At 67.3% G+C, this 19,030-nt stretch carries 19 protein-coding genes and 5 pseudogenes; 11 read left to right on the top strand and 13 right to left on the bottom strand.

What is annotated here, in order from left to right; translation table 11 throughout:
• Window positions 1–237 precede the first annotated feature (237 nt).
• Together ACFXKG_RS33070 and ACFXKG_RS33065 are read right to left on the bottom strand one after the other, a co-directional pair.
• Window positions 238–852, bottom strand: coding sequence for a hypothetical protein (locus tag ACFXKG_RS33070; protein WP_384846836.1), 615 nt, complete (start codon window positions 850–852; stop codon window positions 238–240).
• A 577-nt stretch (window positions 853–1,429) separates the two neighbouring features.
• The gene (locus ACFXKG_RS33065) at window positions 1,430–1,780 is read right to left on the bottom strand and encodes a VOC family protein (protein WP_384846834.1); all 351 of its coding nucleotides are present in this window, start codon (window positions 1,778–1,780) and stop codon (window positions 1,430–1,432) included.
• Between the two features lie 149 nt (window positions 1,781–1,929).
• Here ACFXKG_RS33065 and ACFXKG_RS33060 point away from each other — a divergent pair, with 149 nt between their 5' ends.
• Window positions 1,930–2,205 carry a hypothetical protein gene (locus ACFXKG_RS33060; RefSeq protein ID WP_384846833.1) on the top strand — a complete coding sequence of 92 codons (276 nt, stop codon included), beginning with the start codon at window positions 1,930–1,932 and terminating at the stop codon, window positions 2,203–2,205.
• Between the two features lie 684 nt (window positions 2,206–2,889).
• On the opposite strand, the gene ACFXKG_RS33055 is transcribed toward ACFXKG_RS33060, so the two are convergent.
• A complete protein-coding gene (locus ACFXKG_RS33055) occupies window positions 2,890–3,309 on the bottom strand; it encodes a DUF6415 family natural product biosynthesis protein (protein WP_384846831.1) in 420 nt (139 codons plus the stop codon).
• A gap of 198 nt (window positions 3,310–3,507) precedes the next feature.
• Entirely contained in the window at window positions 3,508–4,221 is a 714-nt protein-coding gene (locus ACFXKG_RS33050; protein ID WP_384846829.1) for an AAA family ATPase, read from the bottom strand.
• Between the two features lie 393 nt (window positions 4,222–4,614).
• Here ACFXKG_RS33050 and ACFXKG_RS33045 point away from each other — a divergent pair, with 393 nt between their 5' ends.
• Together ACFXKG_RS33045 and ACFXKG_RS33040 are read left to right on the top strand one after the other, a co-directional pair.
• Entirely contained in the window at window positions 4,615–4,815 is a 201-nt protein-coding gene (locus ACFXKG_RS33045) for a hypothetical protein (RefSeq protein WP_384846827.1), read from the top strand.
• Window positions 4,812–5,105, top strand: coding sequence for a hypothetical protein (locus ACFXKG_RS33040; RefSeq protein WP_384846850.1), 294 nt, complete (start codon window positions 4,812–4,814; stop codon window positions 5,103–5,105). Before ACFXKG_RS33045 ends, ACFXKG_RS33040 begins: the two co-directional genes overlap by 4 nt.
• A 20-nt stretch (window positions 5,106–5,125) precedes the next feature.
• Here ACFXKG_RS33040 and ACFXKG_RS33035 read toward each other — a convergent pair.
• Window positions 5,126–5,404, bottom strand: a pseudogene (locus tag ACFXKG_RS33035) (MarR family transcriptional regulator); the annotation flags it as partial.
• 285 nt (window positions 5,405–5,689) lie between these two features.
• On the opposite strand from ACFXKG_RS33035, the gene ACFXKG_RS33030 reads away from it, so the two are divergent.
• Window positions 5,690–6,595 (top strand): aminoglycoside phosphotransferase family protein, encoded by a 906-nt coding sequence (locus tag ACFXKG_RS33030; RefSeq protein WP_384846825.1) that lies wholly within the window; start codon window positions 5,690–5,692, stop codon window positions 6,593–6,595.
• Between the two features lie 156 nt (window positions 6,596–6,751).
• Window positions 6,752–6,904: a hypothetical protein gene (locus tag ACFXKG_RS33025; RefSeq protein WP_384846823.1), complete on the top strand. Its 153-nt coding sequence runs from the start codon at window positions 6,752–6,754 to the stop codon at window positions 6,902–6,904.
• Between the two features lie 536 nt (window positions 6,905–7,440).
• On the opposite strand, the pseudogene ACFXKG_RS33020 reads toward ACFXKG_RS33025, so the two are convergent.
• From ACFXKG_RS33020 to ACFXKG_RS33010, 3 genes and pseudogenes are all read right to left on the bottom strand, one after another.
• Window positions 7,441–7,602, bottom strand: a pseudogene (locus ACFXKG_RS33020) (restriction endonuclease); the annotation flags it as partial.
• A 79-nt stretch (window positions 7,603–7,681) separates the two neighbouring features.
• The gene (locus tag ACFXKG_RS33015; RefSeq protein WP_384846846.1) at window positions 7,682–8,167 is read right to left on the bottom strand and encodes a GNAT family N-acetyltransferase; all 486 of its coding nucleotides are present in this window, start codon (window positions 8,165–8,167) and stop codon (window positions 7,682–7,684) included.
• A 180-nt stretch (window positions 8,168–8,347) separates the two neighbouring features.
• Entirely contained in the window at window positions 8,348–8,917 is a 570-nt protein-coding gene (locus tag ACFXKG_RS33010) for a hypothetical protein (RefSeq protein WP_384846821.1), read from the bottom strand.
• An 11-nt stretch (window positions 8,918–8,928) separates the two neighbouring features.
• Here ACFXKG_RS33010 and ACFXKG_RS33005 point away from each other — a divergent pair, with 11 nt between their 5' ends.
• Entirely contained in the window at window positions 8,929–9,144 is a 216-nt protein-coding gene (locus tag ACFXKG_RS33005) for a hypothetical protein (RefSeq protein ID WP_384846819.1), read from the top strand.
• Between the two features lie 438 nt (window positions 9,145–9,582).
• Here ACFXKG_RS33005 and ACFXKG_RS33000 read toward each other — a convergent pair whose 3' ends face one another.
• Window positions 9,583–9,792 (bottom strand): hypothetical protein, encoded by a 210-nt coding sequence (locus ACFXKG_RS33000; protein ID WP_384846817.1) that lies wholly within the window; start codon window positions 9,790–9,792, stop codon window positions 9,583–9,585.
• A gap of 297 nt (window positions 9,793–10,089) precedes the next feature.
• Between ACFXKG_RS33000 and tap the strand changes: the two genes are divergently transcribed.
• Window positions 10,090–12,342, top strand: coding sequence for a telomere-associated protein Tap (gene tap / locus ACFXKG_RS32995; protein WP_384846844.1), 2,253 nt, complete (start codon window positions 10,090–10,092; stop codon window positions 12,340–12,342).
• Here tap and ACFXKG_RS32990 read toward each other — a convergent pair.
• Window positions 12,329–12,484 (bottom strand): hypothetical protein, encoded by a 156-nt coding sequence (locus tag ACFXKG_RS32990; RefSeq protein WP_384846815.1) that lies wholly within the window; start codon window positions 12,482–12,484, stop codon window positions 12,329–12,331. The genes tap and ACFXKG_RS32990 overlap by 14 nt on opposite strands.
• A 531-nt stretch (window positions 12,485–13,015) precedes the next feature.
• On the opposite strand from ACFXKG_RS32990, the pseudogene ACFXKG_RS32985 reads away from it, so the two are divergent.
• Window positions 13,016–13,268: pseudogene (locus ACFXKG_RS32985) on the top strand (hypothetical protein); the annotation flags it as partial.
• 370 nt (window positions 13,269–13,638) lie between these two features.
• Here ACFXKG_RS32985 and ACFXKG_RS32980 read toward each other — a convergent pair.
• Together ACFXKG_RS32980 and ACFXKG_RS32975 are read right to left on the bottom strand one after the other, a co-directional pair.
• The gene (locus ACFXKG_RS32980) at window positions 13,639–14,595 is read right to left on the bottom strand and encodes a hypothetical protein (protein WP_384846813.1); all 957 of its coding nucleotides are present in this window, start codon (window positions 14,593–14,595) and stop codon (window positions 13,639–13,641) included.
• A 127-nt stretch (window positions 14,596–14,722) separates the two neighbouring features.
• The gene (locus tag ACFXKG_RS32975) at window positions 14,723–15,796 is read right to left on the bottom strand and encodes a LuxR C-terminal-related transcriptional regulator (RefSeq protein WP_384846811.1); all 1,074 of its coding nucleotides are present in this window, start codon (window positions 15,794–15,796) and stop codon (window positions 14,723–14,725) included.
• Between the two features lie 34 nt (window positions 15,797–15,830).
• On the opposite strand from ACFXKG_RS32975, the pseudogene ACFXKG_RS32970 reads away from it, so the two are divergent.
• Together ACFXKG_RS32970 and ACFXKG_RS32965 are read left to right on the top strand one after the other, a co-directional pair.
• A pseudogene (locus ACFXKG_RS32970) lies at window positions 15,831–16,648 on the top strand (IS5 family transposase).
• 567 nt (window positions 16,649–17,215) lie between these two features.
• A pseudogene (locus ACFXKG_RS32965) lies at window positions 17,216–17,635 on the top strand (ISAzo13 family transposase); the annotation flags it as partial.
• 32 nt (window positions 17,636–17,667) lie between these two features.
• On the opposite strand, the gene ACFXKG_RS32960 reads toward ACFXKG_RS32965, so the two are convergent.
• Window positions 17,668–18,417 carry an alpha/beta fold hydrolase gene (locus tag ACFXKG_RS32960; RefSeq protein ID WP_384846809.1) on the bottom strand — a complete coding sequence of 250 codons (750 nt, stop codon included), beginning with the start codon at window positions 18,415–18,417 and terminating at the stop codon, window positions 17,668–17,670.
• A gap of 173 nt (window positions 18,418–18,590) precedes the next feature.
• Here ACFXKG_RS32960 and ACFXKG_RS32955 point away from each other — a divergent pair, with 173 nt between their 5' ends.
• Window positions 18,591–18,980: a MerR family transcriptional regulator gene (locus tag ACFXKG_RS32955; protein ID WP_384846807.1), complete on the top strand. Its 390-nt coding sequence runs from the start codon at window positions 18,591–18,593 to the stop codon at window positions 18,978–18,980.
• Window positions 18,981–19,030 lie beyond the last annotated feature (50 nt).

Genomic DNA, 19,030 nt, shown 5'->3' with positions numbered 1-19,030 from the left:
CACAACCGAGAGCCAGAAGAGCTTGTCGCCGTAGTCCACGCCGGCCTCCCCCGTCCGATGGCGAACGATCAGCCTACTCGTCGCGGGCCGGCAGGCCACGCCACTCACCAGGAGACGCACACCTCTGCGAGACCGGCCTGGCACTCCTACCCCAACCACTTTGATCGACTTACCCTGTCCCTTCACCCTCAGGTGGCTCCTCTACCGGCGCGCGCCGGGTCGCGCGCCGGTGCCATGTCACTTCTGTGCCGCGTCGAGGGTGGGGTAGTCGGTGTATCCGGTGTGGTCGCCGCCGTAGAAGGTGGCCGGGTCGGCCGCGTTCAGCGGGGCGTTCGCCTGGAGGCGGGCCGGCAGGTCCGGGTTGGCCAGAGCGGCCGCGGCGACGGTGACGACGTCGGCCAGCCCGGCGTCGAGGTCGGCGATCCGTGCCTCAAGGGGAGCGCCGGCACGGTTGAGGAGCAGGGCCGTAGGCCATTCGCGGCGCAGCCTCGCGACGAGGTCTTCGTCTCCGGCGCGGATCACGTGCAGGTAGGCCAGGTTCAATGGGGCCAGGGATGCGAGCAAAGCCGGGTATACCTGGTGCGTGTCGCGCTCGGTGATGTCGTTGTACGAGTTGCCCGGCGAGACCCGCAGGCCCGTACTGTCAGCGCCGATCTCGTCGGCCACCGCCGAGGCGACCTCGACGGCGAAGCGGATGCGGTTGGTGACTGCGCCGCCGTACTGGTCGGTGCGCTCGTTGGCGTTGTTGGAGAGGAACTGGTGCACCAGGTAGCCGTTGGCCGCCTGAATCTCGAAGCCGTCGAAGCCGGCCGCGATCGCCGCGGATGCCGCACGGCGGTATTCGTTGACCACGGCGAGATGTCGTCCTCGTCTTCGGTGAGATCGGGCCATCGCTCCAAGAGTGCGGCGACATAGGCCGCAATTCGCTTGGACGGAGCAACGTCGGGCCCATCCGCGTCGATGTACTTGTCATACAGATCGGTGAAGCATTGGCCTGCAACAACGTCACCTGCAGGCCGCTCGCCTTCCCAGACAGCAAGGTCATAACTCATGGGCGCAGCCTGCCATCCAGCACGGACAAGAGCACCGACGGACCAGATCGCCTGAGACGCCGAGCGAATCGGACCCGATCGTTTGAGACCAGGACCAGTTCCGCGGAGACGGGACAGCCGCTGCGGGGAGCAGTTGGGCGCATGACCTGTCTCGCCGGAGTTGGGGGTCTGGTGTCATCGAAGTTAGTCGGTTGCGGCGTCTTGACCTGCGGCGACTAAGTTCGATGACACAACGTCCCAGCGTCGCGCACTGGGCCGCTAGTGTTACAAACCGCTACGAACGAGATTCCGATGCGTGCAGCCTCACTGTGGTGGCGACGCCACCGACGCTCTGCGGCCACCCTGAGATTCGTCACTCTGAGCTGAGTGCTGCGGGGTCACAGGCAGTGGGCGATGGGGTGCAGCGGTTCGTACAGCGGAAGTTCGGCGCCGCTGGGAAGCCGGATCGCAGTCAGTTTGCCCCAGCGCTGTTCGCTCACCGGGCGGGTGATCTCGACACCCTTGGCGCGGAACTCGCCGAGCAGGAGCGCAAGGTCGTCGCACATCAGGTAGAACTCGTGCCGGGGTGGGCCATCGGCAGGGTGCACAGCGACTTCGGCCGGGGGCAACTTGAAGATGAGCCAGCCGCCGCCCGCGTCGACACCGGGGAAGCCGAGGACGTCACGGATGAAGGCACGGTCCGCCTCAGCGTCCTGGCTGTAGAGGATGACGTGTGCACCGCTGATCATGGCTAGTCCCTGTCCATCGACGTGCCGAAGGTCGTGTCCCCGGCATCCTGGCACGCCAAGGTCAAGAAGGTCCTCGGCTGGGTTCGATGACACGGCGACTGAGTTGAATGGCAACGGACATCGGGCCGTGTCTCACTGAAGATGGACAGATGCTGGTCCGTCTCATCGAAGGTGGACAGCAGGCGCGCAACCAACTCAAAGTGGAAGGGCAAAGTGCCCTCGATCTGGCGAAAGCGCCGTCCGTGCGGTACGTGTCGCGCTACTGTCCCCGCCGTGCGGCACTGACATGTTGGGAGATAACGATGGACCGGACAGAGCTACAGGCCAAGATCGACGAGCTGATGCGCCAGTACGACGACGAGGAGATTGACGGCGCAACCTACGCCCAGGCGATGATGGAGTTGACCGCCTCCGCCCAGGATTGATGCCCGGTCCGCAGTTGATCCTCTCGGCATGGGTGCGCAGCCGCCCGTCTCACCGAAGGTGTACCGATGCGCGGTAGCGCTGGTCACTCCCGGTCTGTCGAGTACTTGGCCAGGGCCTCGGCGTCAGCGCGAGGCTACGGTCGTCTCACCGGCAGGCGCGTCTCCGGTGTCGGAGGTCGGCGCACCATCGACGGTGAGTTCCGACTCCGGCTCCACTTTCGAGCTGGTCGCGCGCCTGCTGTCCACCTTCGATAGTGAGACACGACCCAACTCCGGTGAGACAGGTCAGCGCACACGGTCGTTTCTGTCGCCGGCCGGACATCGGCATGCCCCTGCAACACAGAGCGCAACACACACCCGCCCTGCCTTTTACGGGCGTTACAGCAGGTCAGTGCGCAACGCGGTTCCTGTTGCACTCTCGTGTTGCAAAGCTGTGCTGAAGGATGCTCCTCGGGCTACGCGGCTACCCGGCGTCGCTCTCCAGAGTGGTCTTCCAGACTCTGCGCGAGTGGCGTCGCCGTCTCTCCCCCCGTCTTGAAGGTCTCCACCGGATGCCTCCCTCGCGAGCCCGGCCGGGACGTCCGGCAGGGCGGGCACCACCTGCCCAGGCTCCCCTTGGGCTTGCCCAGCCGGTTCAGGCCAGCCCGGCCGCCTCCTGATAAACGGAGGCTTCGCGCCGGGAGGTCAGACGGCCCTGGTCGCGAGCGCAGCTTCCAGGCGTTCGTAGAGGGCGCGGATGAGACGGGCGAGGTTCTGGACGCAGTGCACGGTGCCCTCGATCCCCGCGGACAGCCGGCCTTCCGCCTCGCGCAGGACGATGTCGGCGAGCGCCCGGGGCCCGCTGCTCTCCGGCATCTGGTTTGCGCAGCGCCGGACGTCGGAGGCGACCGCGCGGGCGTGGCCGGTGAGCTGGAGGCCGATCTGCTCGTAGTCGCGGATCGCGAGCGTGTCCTCGCCGGTCCAGGCGAGGACGGCCTTGGCGAGGCACTCGTACGGCTCGCGGTCGAGCAGAAGCTCCGCCTCGATCAACCCGTCGGGGTCGTACAGAACCGTGTAGCTGCTGATGTGCACGGTAGGCCTTGCTGTCGCGGCGTCGTCGGTCACCCCTGGGTGACCTCGCCGCCATCGGCCCCGTCGCCCTGGTCCTCGGTCCGCTGGGCGTGGACCCGGGCGAAGCCGCGGTCCGCGCGAGCCAGCAGGGCCGGGGAGGGAACACCGTAGGCAAGTCAGCACGCCGTCGGCAAACGCCGAGAGCCGGGTCTTCTGCATCGCCCATGTGATGAGGGCTGCGAGGGGACCCGCCTACGGTTCGACGATGTGCCGCAGATAGGTGTGCGGGTCGGCGAGATAGCGGCGCCAGTGATCCACGACGCCGAGCTCCCGCCAGGCGACCCGCCGCATTCCGTGCTCACCGACCTCGATGATGTCCGCGCCCGGCAGTGCGGTCAGCAACGGGGAGTGCGTGGCACAGATGACCTGGCCGCCCTCCTTGGCCAACCGGTCGATGTGCCCGATCAGCTCAAGGCACGAGGAGAAGGAGAGTGCTGCCTCCGGCTCATCGAGAACATAGAGCCCGGCGTGAAGGAACTTCCCGCGGAACGCCGCTAGAAAGCCCTCACCATGGCTGACATGGTCCGGCGAGAACCCCTCCCTGTCCAGGGCGTCCAGCGCGGTCTCGGCACGCAGGAAGAAGCCCTTGCGGGCTGACCAGCTGGTGACCATACGGCGCCCGAGCCCCGAGGCGGCGTCGAATTTCATACGCTCGCCGAGGGCCGACCTGCCGCGCGGGGAAGCGTAGCGCCAGTCGTGGGAGCCGCCGTAGGAGTCCAGGCCGAACCCCTCCGCCAACGCCTCGACCAGGGTCGACTTCCCCGAGCCGTTCTCACCGACCAGAAAGGTCACCGGTGCGGTGAATTGCAGCCCTTCGTTGAGCAGCTGTCGGACACAGGGCACCGACCAAGGCCAGGTTTGCTCGTCGTAAGAGGAGAGATGGGCATACGCGCGTTCGACAATCACGCAACCAGTGTCGCCTGGACTCGCGTACGTGCACCGTGCAGCCGACGTCAGGACCTCGCGCTGGTTGCTGCCCGGGCCAACTCTGCACGCTCGGCCGACGGAATGCGCCAACCGTGGTGGGCGGCCACGATGATGGTCCGGCTTGCCAACTGACCTGCGTTACTTCTGCCAACTGTGCCGCGTCGTCACATGGACGGCTTCGCAGACCAAAAATCCGCAGGCGCCCCGGCTGTGGGGCGCGGTCGGTACAACAGAAGGTACAGGACCGCCGATGACCGATCACGAACAGCAGTGCAGGCGTGAGCAGTTGAACCAGCGAGGCACGAACGTGCAGGAGATCTGGAACCGCGAGATCGTCTCCCCGGCGGGCCACTCCCGGGGGCGGTGCTCGACGTGCTGGAGCACGAGGACGGCCGGGTCGGACACGTCCAGCCCGTCACCGGGCGACCTGCGGGCGACACAGACAAGGCCGCGGCCGCCATCGAGGACTCCTTCGACCTGCCGGCCGGACCGGTCGCGGTCGACTCCGGCGGCAGCAGCGCGGAGACCTGGACCTGCCGGCGGCCCTCCGCCACCACCGGCACAGGCCGATGAGCATCCGGCAGCGCGGTCACCTGGACACCGACGGCCAGTTCGACGGCGACCGCGCCACCTTGCAGGACTGGGCGGACACATACGCGCGCACAGGGAAGGCGATGCGCGAGGGCGGGGCCGTCGACATGGAGCGCTTCCTACGACGCCTTGCCCGCCTGGAAGCCGGGCTGACCGACGCCACCCACTACGCCAGGCACGAGGTCCCCGTGGGGACCGTGGAGAAGACCGGCCTGCCGTACGAGAGCCCGTCCGAGGATGTCACCTCCGGGACCGGCATGAAGCACCGCTGACCGGCAGGCACACCGTGGGCGATGACACGCGCGATCTCGTGCGGCCCGTCCGCGAGGGGTGTCAGCTGGATGACGACCTCCTCGCGGCTCGGCGCCGCGGACCCACCATTCACCCGGTTGAGCACCCAGTACTACGGCTGCGTGACGTCGATCCTGGCCATCGCGTCATGCAGCTGCCGAGTGACGGCCGCCTGCGTGAGTCCACTCCAGTATCCGATGGGCTGAGCGGCCAGCATGTCGTCGGTGGCAGCCGGATCAGCCGGCGCCTGGTCGGTGGCGGTGTCAGTCAGGGGTCTCATGATGGCGACGCTATATCCCCCGTCCGAGGGACGAATAGTCGTACCGGCCAGGGAGATCAACTGCCCGCACACAAGGATCTGAGATGTCCGCTCACCCGGCCCGCTGTCCGTTGACACGGAGGCCCGGCCAGGTGATCAGAGTTTCAGGCTGTAAGCGGCTGTAAGCGGGTCCAGCAGATGCGCGTCGCATGCACGATCTCCGGGCGCGGCTCTTCCCGTTGGAGGATCGGGTCGGGACAGAAGAAGCGGGTTGCAGGTGAAGGTCGTGACGCGGATGCTTCCACCATGAAGATGCACCCTAACGAGCTGACAGTGTCACCTGAGACAGTGCGCACGTTGGTAGATCAGCAGTTTCCTGAGTGGCGGAGCCTGCCCGTCAGGAGCATCACTGCGCAGGGCACGGCCAACGCCATCTTCCGCATTGGCGATCGGCTCGCAGCTCGATTCCCCCTTGAGTCCGCAGACGTCGAGTCGACGCGGCGCCGGCTGAAGGCCGAAGTGGAAGCGGCTCGCGAGCTGGTAGGCCGAACGCGTTGCCCCACGCCCGAGCCGGTCGGGCTTGGTGAACCCGGGGCAGGCTACCCGCTTCCGTGGTCGGTGCAGACGTGGCTGCCCGGAATCGTGGCCGTCGACGAGGACCCAGGCGAATCGTACATGTTTGCCCGTGAACTGGCCGATTTCATCAGCGACCTACGCGCGATCGACACGCGTAGCCGCACGTTTGCCGGCACAGGTCGAGGGGGCGAGCTTCAATCCCATGACGCATGGGTGGAGACCTGTTTCAGGCACAGTGAGCAACTCCTGGATGTCCCTCGGCTTCGTCGCGTCTGGGCAACATTGCGCGATCTGCCGCGAGGTGCAGCTGAGGACGTCATGGCCCACGGTGATCTGATTCCAGGCAACGTGCTCGTGTCCGCTGGTCGGATTACAGGGATTCTTGACGTTGGCGGCTTCGGGCCTGCTGACCCTTCTCTGGATCTCGTGAGCGCGTGGCATTTGCTTGAGGCCGGGCCGCGACAGGCGCTCCGCGATCACCTGGGTTGCGACGACCTTGAATGGGAGCGAGGCAAGGCGTGGGCTTTCGTTCAAGCGATGGGGTTGGTCTGGTACTACGTCGAAAGCAACCCGGCCATGAGTCGGATGGGTCAACGATCCTTGGAACGTGTCCTGGCGGACCAATCGCTCGCGTGACCTGTTCGCCTTGCGCCTGGCCACTGACCGTCCTGATCGTGAGGTTGAGGCAGCCGACACGGGAAACTCTCACGTCACGGACACCTACGTAACGCATCAGTCCAGGTCAGCACCGATCCAGACACTCCGAGACTCGGTAAAGCGAACTTCGACCACATGGTCCCGCTCGGCTGGGTCCGCTCCCCGCAGTCCATCGAGGTCCGCTTCGGTACCAGCCGGGCCGGAGCCGTCGACGTCGCCCTCTACACCACCGCCTCCGTCGACGCGGTCATCCCCGTCCTCCTCCCAGGAGCACCACCCCGCCCGTAACCCACCAACCGGTACGCACCCCGTACAGGCCCTCGTTGGCTGTCGGGCAGCACCACCTGGACGGTTCCGGCGGGCGCCACCAGGCTCAAGGTCTACGCCTGGGGCGCAGGCGGCGGAGGCGAGCGCCAGCGAAAGCGGGGGCGGCGGAGGCGGCGAGGCCGTGGCCTTCGGAGCCACCGCCGCGGGCGGCCAGGGCGGCGCCAGCGGCAAAAGCGCCGGTCTCGGCATCGGCGGGAAGAACGGCGGGGCGGCACGAACGGCGGCGCTCACCCGCAGCGCCTGCGCGCTCCACACCCGCCCGGAGCGGTGCACGTCGCGCCGCACCACCGTCTCCCCTGTCTTGAAGGTCTCCACCGGGTACCTCCCTCGCGAGCCCGGCCGGGACGTCCGGCAGGGCGGGCACCACCTCAACGCGTCGAGGCGAGGTGGGCAAACCATCGTTCAGGACGGCTTGCCCAGGCTCCCTTTGGGCTTGCCCAGCCGGTTCAGGCCGGCCCGGCCGCCTCCTGACGGACGGGGGCTTCGCTACCGGGAGGTCAGACGGCCCGGGTCGCGAGCGCAGCTTCCAGACGGTCCAGGTTTTCGTAGAGAGCGCGGACCAGCCCGGCGCGGTTCTGGACGCAGTGCACGGTGCCCTCCAGCATCGCGGACAGCCGGCCTTCCGCCTCGCGCAGGACGACGTCGGCGAGCGCCCGGGCTCGCTGCTCTCCGGCATCTGCCCCGCGTCTGTCAGCCCGCCGGGCTGCTTGTCCGTTCGAACCGGCTGCAACACGTCTCTTACCGCAGTTGACGGGTGAGCCATACCAGCTCGCCACGGTCATCTGTCGAGACGTGGTCGCGCTTGAACCCAAGCTTTTCAAGGACGCGAAACGATGGTGCATTCCAGGGACGCACCGTTGACCAGAGCCGTTCCCGTCCGGTGGCGACCGCCGCGTCGAGCACTGCGGACGCCGCCTCTGTGGCGTAGCCGTGTCCGTGCACGCGCCGGAACAGCTCATAGGCGATCTCTGGCTCGCCAACAGAAGCCCGGCCGGCAGTGAGTCCGCAGTATCCAATGAAGTCGCCCGCGTCGCGGCGGACGACTGCGAGCAGAGCAACCCCTGTGGCTGTCGCCGCAGCGCGCTGATCCTCGATCACCTGCCGGTTGTGCTCGATCGACGGCACACCACCACCCCGTTCAGCGGCGAGCAGGCGATGGGCGTCAACGTCGGACTCGGTCCACGGACGCAAGCTCAGCCGAACAGTCTCAAGTTGGAGCGGCATCGGCAAATACGGCACGGCGGCACTCTACCGACGCCGACTCCAAACCGGGCCCACCCGTCTCACCTAACCCAGCCCATGCAGGTCAGTGGCATGCGGTCAACCAACTTCGTTGAGACCGAACAACCGTCGGCGGAACCAGCCGCGGCCCCTGCCCGGATCCTGGTCGTCCTCCGGCTCCGACTACACGGCGGCCCGGAGGCGGGCGGCTTCGGCGACGGCTTCCTCGCGGGCGAAGTCGTCGGCACGGCAGGTGCCGCACACGGACCGGTCCCCGGCCGTCCAGGCCCCGCCGCGCGCGGTGGTCTCCTCCCAGCGCTGGTCGGTGAACTTGCTCCCGCACCGCTTACACACCGGCCGCTGTGCCTCCCGCTCAGCGGCATGGCGCCGCTTGTCCTCCGCGTCGGCGCGGGCCTCCTGGTCGCGGTAGAGGGCGTCGCCGTCGGGGTTGTCGAGCGCGGCCGTCAGCGTCTGCTCGCCCGTGCGTCCCAGCCGCCGCCACACCGCCGCGTCGGCGCCGTGCTCCGTCAGCTGCTCCAGGGCGGTGACGATGACGGGCACCGCCTGGCCGTAATCCCGCGCGGTGACCGCCTTCGGGTAGAGGGTGTCGTACCGGCGTGGCGCCCAGCAACGACGGCCGGCCTCTTCCAGCACAGCGACCGTGCCCGCGACCTTCGCCTCGGTGGTGTCCGCGAACACGAACGCCACCGGGACCAGGCCCTCCCGGCCGGCCGGCGGGTAGACCCGGCGCACAGCCGCTTCTCGTGGTCGACGAGCTGGTCGACGCGCCCGGCCGCGGGCGGGCCAGGTCCACGGTGCGCTGGTCCGCGCCCTTCGGCAGCAGCCGGCCCCACTCCCAGTACCGGCGTAGCTTGGCGACCAGGTCGTGCGCGTCCTCGGTGCGGCGGTCGATCTCCAGCAGCAGCACCGGCACCCCGGCCGCCGGTGCCCGCACCACCAGGTCCGCCCGCTGCACGTAGCTGTTGCCGAGCCGGAGCCCGATCTCGGTCCGGAAGCCGAGCCGGTGGCCGATCCCGGCGCGTTGGAGTTCGGCAGCCGTCGAGGTGACCGCCGCGGCGTGGTCGTCGTAGCCGGTGCCGAGCAGCTGCGTTTCACCATCCTGACGAAGGCCAGCTCAGAAGGCGCCGCTCTCACCATGAGCGATGAGACGAGCGCTCGGCGTCGACCTCAGCCCCTCCGGGGCGCCCCACCTTGCTTGCTCCGATCCGCGCTCCGACCTGTCACCCCGCAGGTCAGCGGCTCTGTCTCTGCAAGATCTAATGAGACGGGACATTCTCGGTGAAGCCAGCCCCGGGCCGACTTCACCCACCCAGGCCTCCGGCCAACGGGCCCACCACTGTGCCCTCGGGTCGGGAAAGAAGCACCCCTCAACCTGCGTTTCCCGCCGAGCACGGCAATCATCTGGCGATCCAACGCCGCAGCCTCCAGCAGACGGCAAATGGACTCACGAGCATGGCGATCAGCCACAGGCTCACCGAAGCCGGAGAGATCAGGTAGTGCTCCCACCACGCCGGCAACAACGCGGGAAAGGCGATCATCACGCACAGAAACAACCAAGTGCCCGCCACGGCGAGCACGACCCTAGACATGATCACAACGAGACGCACGAGCCATCCCCCTTGGCGCCATGGTCCCAGACGCTCGTGACGTCACGACAGCAGGTGCCCCCTTGCCGGGAAGCGACCGCCCCATGGTCAACAACAGACATCCGGGCGCCTTCGCTGGAAACTGCCGGGCCGAACCAGATCACCTGAGACGCCACTGCCATCCATACACCCGGAACCAAATCACTGAAATTCCAGCAACCCGGAACCGCCATCACGAACGCTGCATATACGCTCAACATGCGCTATTTGTACGCGATATGTTCGATCCGCGAGGTAGGGCGGGGGCCGAGGTGTTCCATCTCCGAGTTGTTCAATGCGGTCGACGCGCTGGTCGCGTCCCGGTCCCCGCTGCCGCCCCCGGCGGAGCGCAGACGCCTGCATCAGGCCCACGCGCTCACCTGGACGAAGTGGCCGCGGCCCCTGGAGGTGCGGCGATCGACGGTCAGTGCCTGGGAGTCGGGCAGAACGGAACCGCGGCCTCCGCAGCGGGAGCCGTACGCGCACCTGCTTGAACAGCTCGCGCAGCTCTACCCCGCCACCGGGAGCACTGCCGCCCCTCGGCAGGCTCCGCCTGCGCCGAAGGCATCCAGCGGCCCGGCGCCCTCGGCGCAGGACCGGCCTGCGGGCGGGGCTGTCGAGGCCGCGGCGGTGACCATGCCAAGCACCGCCCCGCTCCCTTCGCCCGCTGCCGCTGTCGCATCGCGTCCGGCGCGGGTCCAGCCACCGCGGGGAACACACCGCCCGGGCGCGCCGAAGACGACTACGGACGGCAGGGACAGCACGCCCTCGCCCGGCGGCCCCTACGCGCATGGTCCGCTGCTCGTCCTCGACGCCGACACCGGCCGGCGTGTGACCGGCTACGGCGTCGGCGGGCTGATCCTGGACGTGCCCGCCAAGTCACTGCCCGCGCTGGTGGAGTGGACACTGGCCGAGGCGCAGCTGGGGGCGGAGAGGCTGCATGGTTCGGGCAGGGACGCCGATCCGCTGCTGGTGCTCACGGCGGCGGCGTGCGAGCGGTACGGCCTGCCCGTCGCGCTGTCCGAGGCCGAGCGGCTCGCGGGGCGGCTCCCGGAGGGGCACAAGGTCATCAAGCAGCTCCAGCGCGCCGACTGGCAGCTCACCAGGCGCGGGTTGGGGCCGTGGGCGCGTATCTACCGTCCCGCTCAGGGCGGCCGCCGGCAGTGCGTGCAGTTGTGCATCCCTTCCTGGCGTGCCCTCGACGACCGTGCCTGGGGCCATGCCGCCCGCCTGGATCCGGCGGAACTCGCCCGGACTCTGGGCGTGTACGCGCGGCGGGTGATGACGCCGGTCGGCTCCACCGCCGTGACGGGGCTGGAGCTGATGACCGCGCTGAACCCGCCGACCCGCGCGAGCGAGCCGGACACCGACGGCAGGCGGCATTCCGCGCACCGGCCCGGCTCTCTGGGCACGGAGCCGGTGGACCCGGCGCCGTGCGAGGCGACCGACGGACACCCCGTCCTGGCCGGCCTGCCGAGGTTCCATGTGCGCGGCCCCGGCGAAAAACTGTTCGAGGAGGCCTACGACTGGGCACGGGAGATGACCGACGCCGAGTGCATGCAGCGCCACTTGGTCGGCATCGACGTGAACCTGGCGTTCGGCGCGGCGGCCAACGGCGCGGTCGTCGGTCTGGCATCGCCGCCCGTGCACGTCACCGGCCCGGTCTTCGATGCGGGGCTGCCGGGTTCCTGGCTGGTCGACCTCTCCCACGTCGACCTGTCCAGGGTGAAGGTCGCCAAGCAGTGGCGCGACCTCGACGGCACGTTGCTGCCCAGCCCGTTCACACCGACCGGCCGGCGCCCCGGGGGCCCGGCCTGGTACGCCACCCCCACCGTGGCGTACGCCGTAGAACTGGGCTACGACGTCGATCCGGTCGAGGCCTGGGTTCGCCCGGAGGGCGGCCGGTTCCTGGACGGCTGGTACAAGCGGCTGCGCGACGCCTACGTCGCCACCATGGCGGACCTCGGCGTCGCGGAGAAACTGCCCCCGCGGGAGTTCCTGGTGGCGATGGAAGGCCACAAGGCCCGTGATCCGGAACTGGCGATCGTCCTGGACGCGGTCAAGATGACCGTCAAGGGCGGCCTCGGCAAGCTGCAGGAGAAAGCACGCGGAGGCGGCTGGAAGCCGGGACAGCCCTGGCCCGCTCTCGCCCGTCCGACGTGGCGCCCCGACATCCGCGCCGCCGTCATCTCCCGGGCCCGCACCAACATGCACCGCAATATGCTCCACCTCGCGGCGGCCACCGGCCGCTACCCGGTCGCGGTCCTCTCCGACTGCGCCGTGTATGCCGCCGACGGTCCCAGCCCGCTCGATGTCCTGCCGTACGGGGCCGACGGCAGGACCGTCCCCGGCAGCTTCCGCCTCGGCGTGTCGCCCGGGATGGTCAAGCACGAGGGAATCCGGAGCGTGCTGTGGGGAACGGACGTGCTCGAACAACTCGGCGACGACGACAAGATCGCCAAACTCGCCCGCCCTATCAAGACATCGGCCGGTCGAGCGCCTCCCTGGTGTGTCCCGCTCAGCCGTACGTAACGAGCAGGATGAAGCCGACGGCGACGACCGCGAACATCAGTAGGCAGCCGAGCAACTGCCGGGCCTGCGCGTCGGCCCGCGCGGCTTCGTGCCGAGCAATGCCCCGGGCCACTCCTCGCGCGATCTTCTCCTCGTCGTCCACGTCCGCTCCCCATATCCGTCAGTGACATTCTGTGCCAGCACATCACAGATGGCGTTTGATCGACATCTCCTGCGTGGTGCAGCCGCGACCGGCGAGCGCGGGCCCCGTCCCACCTCGGACGATCAGGAGGCGTCACCACCCATCAGAGACAGTGCTCAACTGGCCACCTGAAGCGGTCAGTCACAGACGCATCCGCGGACTGGGCCTGAAGGCCCACCACCTCCGCAACCACGAGAACCGGGGAGCGCGTCGACGCCGCGCGCCACGATCGGATGGGCGCAGCCAAATACCGACCGTCGGCTCGCCGACCTGCCCGGTTCCCCACTGCGGCAGCGACCGGACCGGCCGCCCGGCATGCCCCTGGCCCGTCGTCATTCGTCGGCGTCTGGGAGGCGACGCTGGTCCTCCTGCCCGGGCGTGGGATCCGAGTTGAGGCCTCGGGCCTCCATCACGAGCCGGGCGAGTCTCAAATCACCCATCGAAGGGCACCGCCGATGTCAGATGGCTACAACACAGACAAAGTACGACAGGCAGGTGGAGGAGGCCGCCGCGTTCGCGGAGCAGCTGCCGACGACAGCTGCGGAGCTGTATGTCGCGGAGGCGTCGGACGAAGTCCCGACGAAGGCGGAGGACCTGCCGAAGTCGTCGATCGACGCCAAGCTGTACGAGCTGGAAGCCGGCCGCCACGTACCCCCGGACCGCGTCTGAATCCGCGTGGCGGTGTAGCGATCAACTCGTTGCCGAACGACGAAAAGTGGTGAGGCAGTTCGCCGACGGAATTGACACCTGGCTCGCAGGCTGCCCGCTGGGGCAGTAAGGATGGCATCGTCGGCCCGAGAACGTGGAACTGCCTACACCCGGACGTGAGTCCCAGCCTGTGGCCTGAGTCCGTCCGGGGAAAGACACACGCGCCGGTGTCCCCTTGGCTGGGGCACCGGCGCGTGTGTCTCATATCTCCTGGGCGCCGCCATGTCTGCTGTGCCCAGCAGGACGACCACGTGGGATGCGCGCATGCAGCTATGGGGACACGGTGCCCGCCCTACCAAGGCGCGCTGCGAGTCGCGGGACGAGCTTCGTACACGGCAATGAGCAGCGTTTCAAAGGCGGTTCGGGCGGTCCGGTCGCGGCTGCGGTAGGAGGAGGTGGCTTGTACATCAGTTCCAGGGGTTCGCCGGCGAGTCGTCGATGTACGCCCAGAACCGCACGCCCCCCGGCAGGTTGCCGCTCGCCCAAAACGACCAGCCGCCACCGTCGTGGAACTCCGCCATCCGCCATCCGGAGCCGAAACTCGCCGCACACAGTTGGTTGGCCCGCTCAAGGCTGGTCAGCGCCGAGCCGGCGACGGGCGCGGTCACCTTGACCATGCCGTGGAACCAGGAGTCGTACGTCCCCAGCGGCACTCCGGGCGCGGGGGCCCGGCCATCGCGGAAGACGCAGAGCAGGGGCAGGACCACCGAGGGCCGGGTGTCACCCTGGTAGGGGTTGGTGCCCACGTCCGAACCGACATGCACCACGTCGCCGGCACGCTGCTCCAGGGTCCGCCACGTCATGCCCCAATGGCCCTCGCCCGGCGCGGAGTCCGACAATCTGTTGAACGCCTCCCAGGTGATGTTCCACTGCTGGTACGAGCCGTTGTTACAGGTCGTGTTGACGGCGATCTTCGAACCGCCGAAGTTCTTCGGCGGGTTGTCGATGCAGATGCCGGTGGCGACATTCTTGAGCCGGACCCCCACATAACCGAAGGGGGGCGTCCCGTCCGCCGCCTCGAAGCGGGTCACATACCACTGCTGGTACGGGCCGCCGTTGCACGTCGTGGTGTAGAGCCGGGAACCGTTCGTGTCCAGACAGGAGTTCAGCAGAGTGTCCTCGTGGATGGTCTCCATGTCACTGGTTCCGCCGGGCACCGGCTCGAACCACCACGTGGGGGTATAGCCGACGCCGCAGAGCTTCGGCTCGGGGGCGTTGCCGCCCATCGGGACCATGCACCGCTGCTGCTTCTGGTTGTGGATCCAGGTCTGCGGGTAGGTGTCCGCCGAGGCAGCGCCGGCCGGCCACAGCAGCAGGAACGACAGGGCGACACAGGTCGCCAGCGCTCTTCGCACATACGTCATGAAGTCTCCAGGAACGGGAATCGGTGCTCGATGGGGACGTACGCGGCCGGCCGGGTAAATCATCGGACACGGAGACGGCGCGGTGATATCCCAGATGTCTGGGAGGCCGCAGGCACACCGTGCCGGGTCAGTCCCACACCTCCGGGTTCTGTGAGGCGACGAGCTGAGCGACGAAGTCCCGGCGGCTGCGCACCCCCGCCTTGGTGAAGACGGACTTGAGGTGGTCCTGCACGGTGAGCGTCGTCATGCACAGCGCGCGGGCGATCTCCCGGGTGTCGTGCCCCCGCAGGACCTTCAAGGCGACCTCACGTTCGCGCGCGGTCAGCCCGTACGACGCGAACACCACGGGCATCACATCGGCGGTGGACGCGGCGGTGATCACCACAGCCACGGAGGGGTCTCCGGGGCCGCCCAGGACCGAGGTGTTGAGGACGAACCACGCCCCGCTGCCGGTACGGACCCGCAGCGGCGGCGGCACCCTCCCGCCCGCCTTCGCCCCGCGCGCCGCCTCGGCGGCCATGACGAAGGCGGTGGGTACGGTGAAGACGCCGTTCGCATCGTCGGCGAACTCGCCGAGCAGGCGCTCGGCCTGTTCGTCCGCGTGCGTCACCCGGTTGTCGGCCCCCAGCAGCAGCACGGCTGGCGGCTGCGGAGCGAACGGCACGTCAGCAAGCGGCAGTTGACTGCGCCGCAGCGCGGTGCCGAGGATCCGGGCTGCGCGCTGGGCCAGCGCAAGCTGCCCGGGCCGGTACGCGCCCCGATCGGGCGCGCGCATGAAGGCGGCGCACCCCCAGTAACCGCCCGCCGTGTCGAAAAGGACCCGCAGCTCGTCACCGAAGCCCGCGGGCGCTATCTGCTCCCGGAACCGGCGGCTCAGGCCCGGTCTGCCGTTGGTGGCACGGCTCAGGGTGTCGGCTCTGTGACCGCTGCGGCGGATGTCGGTGAACTGGGCGACATCGTCGGTCCAGATCTCCAGCTCCATCGCCTGACGGAAGTCCTCCAACCGCAGGTCGTCGGTGAGCACCGAGGTCACCAGGCCACTGGCCGGGTCGGTCCCGTGCCAGCACACCCCGTCGTAGCCGAGAGCTTCACGCAGCACCTCGTCGGCACCGCGAAAGATCTGTGGAGCGGTCAGCGGCTGCTGGGTCAGATCCCGTAAGTCGGCCAGCGCACGGCGTTGTTGGTCCCTCTGCGATGTCATATCCCCAGGCTAGGGTCGCACCGGGCTCTGCGACCTGTCTCACCGTGATGCATGGAAGATCCGTCTCACGAGGTTGCTCATTTCCTCAGTGCAGACGGCAGACTCCGGCGGTGACCTCGAACTCGCCGAGGACGTCACGGCCCGCATCCGCCGCGACATGTTCGCCCACTTCCAGTACGTGTTGGTCAGCGGTTGCGCCTGGCGTGCGCTGCCGCCGTGCGTCGGAGCGTCGAAGTCGACCGTGCACCGTCGCTTCGCCATCTGGTCTCGTGCGGGAGTCTGGGGACGGCTGCACCAGAGAGTCCTGCAGCTCCTGGACGAGCGGAACTTGGTCGCCCTGTCCCGCGCGGTCCTCGACTCCGCGCACGTAAGGGTCAAAAAAAGGGGGCGAACTCACAGGTCCGAGTCCCGTGGACCGGGGTAAGCCAGGTTCCAAGATGCACGTCCTGTCCGACGCGAACGGACTGCGGTTACGCGTCGGAGTCTCCGCGGCCAACACCCACGACAGCCAGGCCCTGAAGCCGATGCTGTCCCAATTTCCACATGGGACACGAATCCCATGCGGCCGATTCCAAACCCCAACGCCTCCACGCCGACAAGGCGTACGACGTGCCTCACCTGCGGCGATGGTTATGGGGCAAGCACATCGGCGTCCGGATCGCCCGCAAGGGCATCGACTCCGGCGAACGGCTCGGCCGGCGCGGGTGGGTGATCGAGCGCACCATGCCCTGGCTGACCGGGTACCGACGCCTCAACCACCGCTACGAACGGAAACCAGGCAACTACCTGGCCTTTCTCGGCCTGGCATCCGCTCTCTGCTGCTACAAACGGCTCCTCAAACTGACCATGTAGGACACGGTCTTAAAAATCTCAAACGGCTTGGCCTGTGACTTCAACTGGCTCACCGAACTCCTCCCGAACACCGACCACTACTACGAGCCGGTCCGCCGGCACGTCCCGCGTCGGTACTCGGCCCCTTCACGGCACAACCGCTCGGGGTGCCCCCTCTCGCCGCCCCTACCAGGACGGGCTGTATCGGAACGCGCCTTCTCCTGTTCCACATGACCGCGGCAGATCAGGTTCACGTCGTCTCCATGCCGGACACCGTCTGGCCAGTCGGCGGGCTCCCGCCAGGCTTATCCCGGGACGGCTCCAAGCTTCCCGGTTTTGATGTCGTCTGAATCTTTTCGACACGGCAGCAACGATTCACCTGCGTTCGTCTCCCTGATCCCCACCTGACGCCTCTCGGGCGCCTTTTCCTCATCGCTCACCACGACAGTCTTCGGCTAACGCGGCATGAGGCGGTTTGAAGCCCCCCCCCCGGCAGGGCGACTTCGAAGGGCCAATCCTTCATCGGTCACGCAGCACTGCTTCAAGAAACTCTCCTACATCGAATTCCCCTCTGCCTTCATGACATACTGGAACAAGATCGAACACCGGATGTTCTGCCACATCACCGCGAACTGGCGCGGCAGACCCCTGACCAGCTACCAGGTCGTCATCGAGACCATCGCCGCCACGACCACTCACACTGGGCTCAGAGTCGGAGCCGAACTCGACACCGGCCGATATGACCTGGGCATCACAGTTCCACCTTCCGAGTTCCATGCCCTTCCCGTCACACCCCACCGTCAGGTGGGAAATACTCACGGAATCGGGTCTCCATCTCACCCGGGGCGGTTCAGTCCAGTTCGGCGGGACGCCGCGCGGAACAGGGTCGGCCGAGACAGACACCTCACCGTGCGGCCGACCCAACCGCATAGCTCCACCATGGCGACTCCGGATCCGCTACGGGATCCCCGCCGGACCTCCACCTCGCCTGCAGCATCATCTGTGTGAGATGACTCCGGCCCTGGATGTGAAGTTATGGCTCAGAGGTCATGGTCCGCCAAAAACAGTCTCACAAGCTCATTGAAGCGACTCGGCTTTTCAAAGAAGGCGGCGTGATGGGCACCGGCTATGCGCACCACAGCCGAGCGCCAGAGCGTGGAGAACGGCAGGGCATCCACGTACTCCCGGTTGACGAACGGATCGTCGGCACCGTCAATGATTGCGAGCGGGACTGGAGGCGTGAGCGCCAGTTGCCGCTTGTCTACGCCTTCGCCAGCCAACACGGAATCAAACATTCGTTTGCGTGCACGCCCGTCTGCCCTGACCACATCTGCGCGAACCGCGGGAGACGCAGGAGCAAATGTAGACTGTTCGGCCATTTCTGTCGCCTGCTTTGGGCTAAGCACCTCCTGGCCAATGTATTTGAACGTGGGGTTGTCCAGGAATCCCTCAAAGAGTGTCTTATTGTTCACCGGAGGCGTTCCCGTCGTGACAAGCGCCGCTACTCCAGGGAATTTGCTTACAAGCTCATACCCAATGTATCCACCGAGAGACCAGCCAACGACAGCAACGCGTTCGACCCCTAGGGACCCCAGCATCTCGATGAGTGTGTCCGCATATCCCTGATGCGTATACGCGATCGAGGGTTCGGATGCATCATCTGAGTTCCCGTGACCGAGCAGGTCCGCCGCCAACACACGCCGCTGCGCAAAGTCACCCGAGAGCTGCGCTCGGAAAATGTTCCGTGAGGTGGAGTTCCCGTGGACGAACAAGAGGAACCCCTGGTGCATCACCTTTCGGATCGGTGCCAAAGAGGGCTACCCGCCCGAAGCGCGTCTCGACAATTCTGGAGTGGAACCCGGCACCAATAGGATCGCTGGTTGTCATGTGAAGTACCGTATAACTTGACACGGTGTGCGATTCAAGTGGAAGAAATGTGACGCATTGCACACGGAGGTCGGGGATGCGGATCGGGAAGCTCTCGGAACTTACGGGCGTCAGCGTGCGCTCGTTGCGCTACTACGGCGAGACGGGGCTACTCTCCGTTCGTCGAGGCTCCGGCGGGCACCGCATATACGATCCGGCAGATGTCGCTCAAGTGCGCTTCATTCAGGCGCTACTGGCAGTGGGTTTTTCGACTCGAGACATTGGCGAGATCAAGCGACATCGCCACGAGGAACCGCATCAGAGTGAATCTCGGACAACAGCTATGCTCCTTGAGCAGAGTGACGTTATGGATGGCTGCATTGATAAGCTAATGAAGGCCCGGTCCCAACTGAATAGCTTGATAGCGGAGGCTCAAGCGCGGGATCTGGGCGCGTCCCCTCGGGGTGCGCCACTTCCCCGTTACTGAATGAGTGGAGTCGTAGGGGCTGACGGCTCGTTGCCCGTGCGGTATCACCG

Source organism: Streptomyces sp. NPDC059255 (assembly GCF_042752355.1).
Classification (GTDB): Bacteria; Actinomycetota; Actinomycetes; order Streptomycetales; family Streptomycetaceae; genus Streptomyces.
The sequence above is the reverse complement of the archived record's forward strand: the minus strand, read 5'-3'. Positions and strand labels throughout refer to the sequence as shown.

What these genes read in the sequence shown, in the direction of transcription:
- ACFXKG_RS33025 (WP_384846823.1), top strand. Translation starts at nt 6,752, where the DNA reads ATGGTCCCGCTCGGCTGGGTCCGCTCCCCGCAGTCCATCGAGGTCCGC.
- ACFXKG_RS33015 (WP_384846846.1), bottom strand. Translation starts at nt 8,167, where the DNA reads ATGCCGCTCCAACTTGAGACTGTTCGGCTGAGCTTGCGTCCGTGGACC.
- ACFXKG_RS33040 (WP_384846850.1), top strand. Translation starts at nt 4,812, where the DNA reads ATGAGCATCCGGCAGCGCGGTCACCTGGACACCGACGGCCAGTTCGAC.
- ACFXKG_RS32960 (WP_384846809.1), bottom strand. Translation starts at nt 18,417, where the DNA reads ATGCACCAGGGGTTCCTCTTGTTCGTCCACGGGAACTCCACCTCACGG.
- ACFXKG_RS33060 (WP_384846833.1), top strand. Translation starts at nt 1,930, where the DNA reads ATGCTGGTCCGTCTCATCGAAGGTGGACAGCAGGCGCGCAACCAACTC.
- ACFXKG_RS33065 (WP_384846834.1), bottom strand. Translation starts at nt 1,780, where the DNA reads ATGATCAGCGGTGCACACGTCATCCTCTACAGCCAGGACGCTGAGGCG.
- ACFXKG_RS32955 (WP_384846807.1), top strand. Translation starts at nt 18,591, where the DNA reads ATGCGGATCGGGAAGCTCTCGGAACTTACGGGCGTCAGCGTGCGCTCG.
- ACFXKG_RS32975 (WP_384846811.1), bottom strand. Translation starts at nt 15,796, where the DNA reads ATGACATCGCAGAGGGACCAACAACGCCGTGCGCTGGCCGACTTACGG.
- ACFXKG_RS32980 (WP_384846813.1), bottom strand. Translation starts at nt 14,595, where the DNA reads ATGACGTATGTGCGAAGAGCGCTGGCGACCTGTGTCGCCCTGTCGTTC.
- ACFXKG_RS33030 (WP_384846825.1), top strand. Translation starts at nt 5,690, where the DNA reads ATGAAGATGCACCCTAACGAGCTGACAGTGTCACCTGAGACAGTGCGC.